We start from the raw sequence: 7771 nt of genomic DNA, 5'->3' as shown, positions 1-7771 counted from the left end.
CAGGTATCCATACATTGTAATTTGAGTTGTAATAAACTTATGATAGATTCCTGCCTCCGCAGGAATGACATTCGTTTTTATTTTCCTATCTGTCATACCTGTGAAAACAGGTATCCATACATTGTAATTTGAGGTACAATAAACTTATGATAGATTCCTGCCACCCCAGGAATGACAAAAAAAGTACTGGACTTTTTAAACCTAAACTTGTGCCAATTCAAATAGCGCTGTATTTTCAATTTATATTTCAATTCAAAATATACTATAAAATAGTATATTTGACATGATAACTTTTGTAAATGCAAGATAGAAAGCAACTTTTAAAATTAGATATTTCCATTTTTGAAAAGAATGGGAAAAGCGAATTTGCTCAACTTGTAAAAAAAAATAAATTAAGAACTACTCGAGCACTGAATGATTTTTTAATTGGAATGAAAAATGAGGCTGCTGATACAAAAGAAGCGTCTCGTATTATTTTAAAATTTATTTCACAACAACAAATTTCTAAAGACGAAGAACAGCATTTAAAAACTCAGGTTTCAAATGTTTTTAAAATGGTTGGAATTGGTATTCCATTTGTGTTAATTCCAGGTGCTACCCTACTAATTCCGGTAATATTAAAAGCTGCAGAGAAAAAAGGAATCGATTTATGCCCTTCTAATTTCAAAAAAAATAGGATTAAAGATTCTAAAGGTTGATATGTATTCAAATAAGAAATACAACGGTATCATTTAAAAAAGGAAAACTATTTAAAGAATACATCTAAAATGATTGACAATAACTATAGTTTAGGCTTCTTCCCCACTCCAATTCATCCGCTAAAAAATTTATCTAAAAAATATACTGATTACAACATTTATATTAAAAGAGACGATCACACTGGTTTAGCTTCTGGAGGAAATAAAACAAGAAAACTAGAATACTTAATTAAACAAGCATTAGATAAAGGTTGCAATACTGTTATTACAGCTGGCGCACAACAATCAAATCATTGTAGGCAAACCGCAGCAGCTTGTGCTATAGCAGGTTTAGAATGTCATTTACTTTTGGGTGGAACAGCACCTAAAACTTATGACGGAAATTTGTTACTATCCTCAATGTTAGGTGCGCATCTTCATTTTACAGGTAAAAACAGAAAGGGTGAAGATCTTGAACTATTAACAAAAGACTTAGAAGCTCACAACAAAAAATGTTATGTAATTCCTTATGGAGGCTCAAATATTACAGGTGCTTTAGGTTTTGTAAATGCCGTTAAAGAATTAAAAGATCAGTTAACCGAACAAAATTTAAATATTGATTATATCTTTTTCGCTTCTAGTTCTGGTGGTATGCAGGCAGGTTTAACCCTTGGTATAGAACTGTATAAACTAAATACTCAACTAGTACCTATTAATATTGATAAAGATGAAACCGATGGACTTTCTTTAGAAGCAATTGTTTTGAATATTATTAAAGATGGAACTCTATTATTAAACATTCAAAAGAAGTTTACAATTGCTGATATACCATTGAATAGAGACTATGACAACCCTGGTTATGGTGTTTTGGCGCAAGATGAAAAACTTGCTATTAAAGAATTAGCAATGACTGAAGGTATTTTAGTTGATCCTGTTTATACAGGTAGAGCTTTTTATGGAATGTTACATACACTGAAGGGGAAAAAATTACCTGCTAATTCTAATGTACTGTTTTGGCATACGGGCGGATTTCCTGCTATTTTTAAGTATTCGAATGAGTTAAAATAAGTATCAAAAATTTAATTTTTATATTAAATAATAATTCTCGATACTAAAAATACTAAATGTATTTCAATTCATTTTTTTTATAACTCAATCAAAAATAGTGTATATTTGATATGCTATGAAAACATCTTTATCTATGAAACCTACCCTACTTTTAAAAAAAGTACTGCATCGAAATAAATTACGATTGTTATTGGTATTTCCTTATAACGAACCTATTATTTCAAAAATTAGAAAAATTGATGGTTACTTATGGAGTCAGACTTTAAAAGGATGGTATACAGATTATACTTCAAAAAATATTGATTTTATTAAGCAAACACTTAAAAATGATGTTCTATTTAAGTTAGACGATTCCGTTTATAATAAGGGCCTAAAAATTAAAACTGAACGGAAACCTCGAGAAATTTCAGAAGAAAATAAAGTTATTATAAGAGCGTATGTAAAGTATTTAAAAGGTAAATGCTATAGTGAAAGTACCGTTAAAACCTATTTTACTTTTGTTGCTGATTTTATCGATTATATAAAAGACACACCACTTAACACGCTTACCAACAGAATTGTAGAACAGTTTATTGAAGATGTTTTTATTCCAAGAAAATATAGTATTAGTACACACCGACAGTTTATAAGTGCTATCAAATTATTTAAAGCTTTTTATCCTGAATGTAAGATTGAAGAAATTGCATTGAAACGACCTAAGAAAAGTAGATTATTACCAACAGTTCTTTCAAAAGAAGAAGTCATTGATTTATTGCGCTATACAAAAAACTTAAAACACAGAGCTGTTTTGGCAATGATTTATAGTGCTGGCTTGCGCATAAGTGAGTTGTTACATTTAGAATTGAAACATATTGATGTTGACAGAAGACAGTTAACCGTAAAAAATAGTAAAGGAAGAAAAGACCGAAATATAATTTTAGCACAAAGTTTTATACCACTAATGCAAAATTATTTAATGAGTTACAACCCTAAAACCTACTTTGTTGAAGGAAAACCTTTTCAACAGTACAGTGCTGAAAGTATTAGAGCTTTTTTACATAGATCAAGTAAAATTGCCCGAATTACAAAAAGAGTAACACCCCATACCTTACGACACAGTTATGCAACTCATTTATTAGAAAACGGCATTGATCTGCGCTATATTCAAGAATTATTGGGTCATGCAAAACCCGAAACCACCATGATTTATACCCACGTTAGTAAAAAAGATTTATTAAAAATTGAAAGTCCGTTAGATTTGGCTGTAAAAAGTATGTATGAGAATAACACTGCTAAAAACACTACTTCTCGTCTATCTGGTAATTATTAAAAGACCCATTTAACTATAAAAATTAGGTACTTCTACTTCCTTCTTTATATGTTTTAATGCCTTTTTTTAACCAACGTTTTAACACTACCGATGGCTGAAAATTTAAATGGTATTTTTGAATATTTCTTTTAGGAGTTAAGGTAGTAGGATCTGGATTTGCTTTGCATTTAAAACCCACTTTAAACTTTCCAATATTATCTATATCCACAATTTTACCATCTTCCAAATGAAATTGTAATTTATCACCCAATGCATGCAAAACCATTTTTACATCGTACTTACTTAAGGTACATTCATTGCTAATTTGATAACTTAGATCGTCTAATGTTACTACACCTGTATTTACAGCTTGCATAATGTACTGAGGTTCTTTATTATTGGCAATGGTATTGCTTCTTTTAGTTATTCGGTAACGAATTGGCATATTAGCTATTTTTTTATAGATTGTTAGTAATAAAATGTTTAATTTTTATGTTTAACGCTAATATAGTTGTATATTTATCTTTTACAAGCACTATTGTAAACTAATTTTAAAGTTTGTATTTATTGTAGTATTTTTTTAAAATTATAGTACTATTACTATAAAGATATACTAGTATATTTAATTAAAAAATACTAGTATATTTTACAAGAAGTATGAAGTAAATGACAAGATTTATCAAGTAGTTTGACAAGATTTACTAAGCAAATTGACAAGATTTTGCTAGTAAAATAAAAATACTGCTGTTTAACCTATTTTAATTCAACTTGTACAAGTATTTTTGGTTTGCTCACTGTTCAATTTATTTTTTAATAACCTTATTGAAATTTGTGTTTGCTTATTTTATTTTTAGGAATTGGTTAGTGATTGTTCATTTTTATTATTGACCTGGATATCAAATTGGCGTATCATAATCACAAGCACCTGGTGTTAATTTATGAATCTGCTTTTCAAAATCAGTTTCCCTTTTATCTTTATCAAAACTGTGATAGGCATTTTGTAATTCTTTTGATAGACTTAACCATTTTAATTTTCCAAACCTCAAAGCTTTTCTCAACTCATTATAAGTTTCTTCTGTTAAAGGTAGATTATAAATATTTAGGTGTTTCGATTTCATATAAAAAAACAAATGGTAATTTAACAGCCATTAATTTACGAAATAAACCTGATAATTGCAAGTGGTTTTAGATCAAGAATTACTGCTGTAACTGTAACTGAAAAATCAGGCAAATCAGATAAGATTGAACCAATTTAGCATCTCGTTATTTTGAATCGTTTTAAACTAGAAAGCTATGCTTCAAGTTTGAAAAAAATATTTATCTTTAGACTATAAAACACCAAATATGGTATACAAATTATCAGCGTAAAATCAATTTTAACCTGTAGCCGTATTTCAGGACAAGACATTAAAGCAAAAAATATGAATTTCAAACACAATATTATGATTCTTATTTCAATAATAATCATTTCATGTTCAAAAGACGATAATCCAACTCCTAACCTAGAAAATCTAAATATTTCACCTTCATCAAATGCAGATGCAGGAAGTTCATATACGAATGCTAAAACGGATATACATGTAGAAAACTTTGGACTACCATCAGGTGCGAATTCTGGCAGTCTGAGAGATGCGATTTCTTATCTAGATGCCAATGGGGATGGGTTCACTGATGTATTTATGGCGACAGGTGAATTTTTACTGCAAGGCGAGGTAAATAGCATTCTGGCAATAAATGATGGTCAGGGTAACTTCACTTCATCTACAATTGAGTTTAATGGTAGTATGCCCCCTGCAACTCATGCAAGGAAATCTATTGTTGGTGATTTTAACAATAACGGCTTGGATGATATTTTTGTTTTTGATCATGGTTATGATGCCAATCCTTTTCCAGGAAGTAATCCTAAATTAATTATTCAAAACTCTATTGGTTCATTTACTTGGACTAAGCTTTTAGACCAGACAGGATTTCACCACGGGGGCGCAGCTGGGGATATAGACAATGATGGAGACATAGATGTTTTTGTTGGTGGTTTTGAATCTTTTTTTTACATAAATGACGGTCAAGCTAATTTCACTAAGGTCGATAATCGATTTGATAGAAGTATTGACAAGGTTTTTAGTGCCGAGCTAATCGATGTTGACAAAGATGGCTTTATCGACTTGCTAGTTGGAGCACATGAACAAGATGGGGATAATACAAGTGTTTATTGGGGCAGTTCCTCGGGATCATACACAAGTAATCTACGATCTATAGTTCCTCAATTTACCAACTATGGAACAGTGCTGGACTTTGAGGCCGAAGACGTGGATAATGATGGAGATCGAGATCTAATTATAAATAGGACTGGGGGAGGTAATGCTAATTTTTATGTTGGTAGAAGGGTTCAACTTTTATTGAGCACAGGCAATAGAGAATTCATTGATGCAACAAATCAAATAAATGACCCAGGATTAGATACAGAAGATTGGTTTCCATGGATGCGAGCTCAAGACCTAGATAATGACGGAGATATAGATTTTTTTCCTGATGACTTGGCCTTTAACTTCAAATATATCAATGATGGCAATGGAAATTTTACAAAATTTTAATTTAATGAGAAACTATTTGTAACACTATGTAAAAATGCATTAAAACGCATTTTACACAAACCGTTATAGCCAATGCTAAAAAGACACCAACATATTAACATTCAGCGTTTTTAAAGGAATATTATTATGAATGAATTAGACAAATCCAAAGAAGAACTCATAAAAGAGTTAAAGAAATTACAGCAAAAGTACGATTCCTTAAAAGAAATTTTAAAGGAAGATTCCACCGAGCGCCTATCTGCCGAACAGGCAGGTAAACAGGTGGAGCAAGCACTAAAAGAAAGCTCAGAAAAATTTGACGGTTTGTTTAATAAAATGTCAGTGGGTATTGTTTTCTGTAAAGCGATATATGATAAAAACGGAAACATGTCTGATTGTATATATGAAGATATGAATCGGGTATATGAAGAATTTACTGCTTTGAAAAAGGAAACTGCGATTGGTGAAAAAATATCCGAAATGCTGCCCGGAACCGAGCCGGAATGGTTTAAAACATTTGGTGAAGTAGCAAAAAAAAGGAATCCGATTACATTTGAAATGTATCATAAACAAAGTAAAAAGTATTATTCTGTTTTTGCTTACAATTCCAAAAAAGATGAGTTTTCGGCTATATTCGAGGATATTACCGAGCGTAAACAGGCGGAGCAAGAAATTGAGGAGAGCAAGGAAAAATATCGCGGATTAAGTGAAGCTGCTTTTGAATGTATTTTCCTTTCCGAAAAAGGCATATGTATCCAACAAAACCTTAGTGCTGAAAAGAAGTTTGGATATTCAAATGAAGAAGCAATTGGAAGAAAAGGTGCTGATTGGATTGCACCCGAATACAGAGAAATAGTAATGAATAATATACTTGCCGGATACGAACAACCTTATGAAGCATTAGCAATAAAAAAAGATGGTACCACGTTTCCGTGCATGTTACAAGGAAAAATGATGCACTACAAAGGAAAAGCTGTTAGAGTTACTTCTTTGAGCGATATCACCGAGCGCAAACATGCGGAGGAAGAATTGGTTATTGCCAAAGATAAAGCCGAAGAAAGCGACCGCCTGAAATCAGCATTTCTTGCCAATATGAGCCACGAAATCCGTACTCCAATGAATGGTATCCTGGGTTTTGCTAATTTGTTGAAGGAACCCGAGCTTTCAATTCATCAGCAAAAAGAATATGTAAGAATCATAGAAAGAAGTGGAGTACGGATGCTCAACATTATTAATGATATTATTGATATATCGAAAATAGAAGCGGGCTTAACGAAACTAAACATCAAAGAGTCAAATATAAACCAGCAAATCGAATACATTTATACTTTTTTCAAACCCGAAATTGAAGGTAAAGGGATGACAATTTCGTACAGAAGCACCTTGCCAGATAAAGAATCTATCATTAAAACCGACCGCGAAAAAGTTTTTTCCATACTTACCAACCTTGTTAAAAATGCCATTAAATACAGCAAAGATGGCGAAATAAAAATTGGCTATATTTTAAAGGGCGATTATATAGAATTTTATGTCAGAGACTCTGGAATTGGCATTCATAAAGACAGACAGAAAGCCATATTCGAACGTTTTATACAAGCAGATATTGAAGATAAAATGGCCCAACAGGGAGCAGGATTAGGGTTGTCCATTTCTAAAGCGTACGTAGAAATGCTTGGAGGAAAAATTTGGGTTGAAAGTGAAGAAGGTGTTGGCTCAACATTTTATTTCACACTACCATACCAAATTAATTCCGAAGAAATATTAAAGGTAAGTGACTTTGCACCAACTGAAGGAAAAGAAAATAATATTCGAAACTTGAAAATTCTCATTGCCGAAGACGATGAACCATCAGAAATGTTGATTTCCATAATCGTTAAAGAATTCAGCACAGAGGTAATAAAAGCAAAAACTGGTAAAGAAGTTGTTGAAATGTGTCGCAAGAACTCAGACATAAATTTAATCTTGATGGATATTCAGATGCCAGATATGAATGGATACGAAGCAACGCGTCAAATCCGTCAATTTAACAAAGAAGTAATCATTATTGCGCAGACCGCTTATGGACTTATGGGCGACAGAGAAAAATCAATTGAAGCAGGATGCAATGAGTATATTGCAAAACCCATTAACAAGACCGAATTACTAGCATTAATACAAAAGTATTTCAA

The 7771-nt window shown here is 31.7% G+C and carries 7 protein-coding genes; 5 read left to right on the top strand and 2 right to left on the bottom strand.

Annotated elements, in window-relative coordinates; all coding sequences use genetic code 11:
* Nucleotides 1–299 precede the first annotated feature (299 nt).
* The 3 genes from Q0352_RS01230 to Q0352_RS01220 all read left to right on the top strand — a co-directional run bounded on the left by Q0352_RS01230 (nt 300) and on the right by Q0352_RS01220 (nt 3054).
* Entirely contained in the window at nt 300–698 is a 399-nt protein-coding gene (locus Q0352_RS01230; RefSeq protein ID WP_299522322.1) for an LETM1 domain-containing protein, read from the top strand.
* A gap of 69 nt (nt 699–767) precedes the next feature.
* A complete protein-coding gene (locus Q0352_RS01225; RefSeq protein ID WP_299522319.1) occupies nt 768–1745 on the top strand; it encodes a D-cysteine desulfhydrase family protein in 978 nt (325 codons plus the stop codon).
* A 115-nt stretch (nt 1746–1860) separates the two neighbouring features.
* A complete protein-coding gene (locus Q0352_RS01220; RefSeq protein WP_299522316.1) occupies nt 1861–3054 on the top strand; it encodes a tyrosine-type recombinase/integrase in 1194 nt (397 codons plus the stop codon).
* Nucleotides 3055–3076: 22 nt separating this feature from the next.
* Here Q0352_RS01220 and Q0352_RS01215 read toward each other — a convergent pair whose 3' ends face one another.
* Nucleotides 3077–3478, bottom strand: coding sequence for an HU family DNA-binding protein (locus tag Q0352_RS01215; RefSeq protein WP_299522313.1), 402 nt, complete (start codon nt 3476–3478; stop codon nt 3077–3079).
* Nucleotides 3479–3929: 451 nt separating this feature from the next.
* Complete coding sequence (locus Q0352_RS01210) at nt 3930–4151, bottom strand: hypothetical protein (protein ID WP_299522310.1); 222 nt, start codon at nt 4149–4151, stop codon at nt 3930–3932.
* 303 nt (nt 4152–4454) lie between these two features.
* Here Q0352_RS01210 and Q0352_RS01205 point away from each other — a divergent pair, with 303 nt between their 5' ends.
* Entirely contained in the window at nt 4455–5624 is a 1170-nt protein-coding gene (locus Q0352_RS01205) for an FG-GAP repeat domain-containing protein (RefSeq protein WP_367274562.1), read from the top strand.
* Nucleotides 5625–5750: 126 nt separating this feature from the next.
* A partial coding sequence (locus Q0352_RS01200) for an ATP-binding protein (protein WP_299522307.1) occupies nt 5751–7771 on the top strand: 2021 nt, incomplete at its 3' end.

The sequence above is a fragment of the uncultured Lutibacter sp. genome (assembly GCF_937891065.1).
Taxonomy (GTDB): Bacteria; Bacteroidota; Bacteroidia; order Flavobacteriales; family Flavobacteriaceae; genus Lutibacter.
This window is presented reverse-complemented; position numbering and strand designations above follow the sequence as displayed.

Excerpts from the sequence above, each read along its gene's own strand:
- Q0352_RS01230 (WP_299522322.1), top strand. The coding sequence starts at position 300 with ATGCAAGATAGAAAGCAACTTTTAAAATTAGATATTTCCATTTTTGAA.
- Q0352_RS01225 (WP_299522319.1), top strand. The coding sequence starts at position 768 with ATGATTGACAATAACTATAGTTTAGGCTTCTTCCCCACTCCAATTCAT.
- Q0352_RS01220 (WP_299522316.1), top strand. The coding sequence starts at position 1,861 with ATGAAAACATCTTTATCTATGAAACCTACCCTACTTTTAAAAAAAGTA.
- Q0352_RS01215 (WP_299522313.1), bottom strand. The coding sequence starts at position 3,478 with ATGCCAATTCGTTACCGAATAACTAAAAGAAGCAATACCATTGCCAAT.
- Q0352_RS01210 (WP_299522310.1), bottom strand. The coding sequence starts at position 4,151 with ATGAAATCGAAACACCTAAATATTTATAATCTACCTTTAACAGAAGAA.
- Q0352_RS01205 (WP_367274562.1), top strand. The coding sequence starts at position 4,455 with ATGAATTTCAAACACAATATTATGATTCTTATTTCAATAATAATCATT.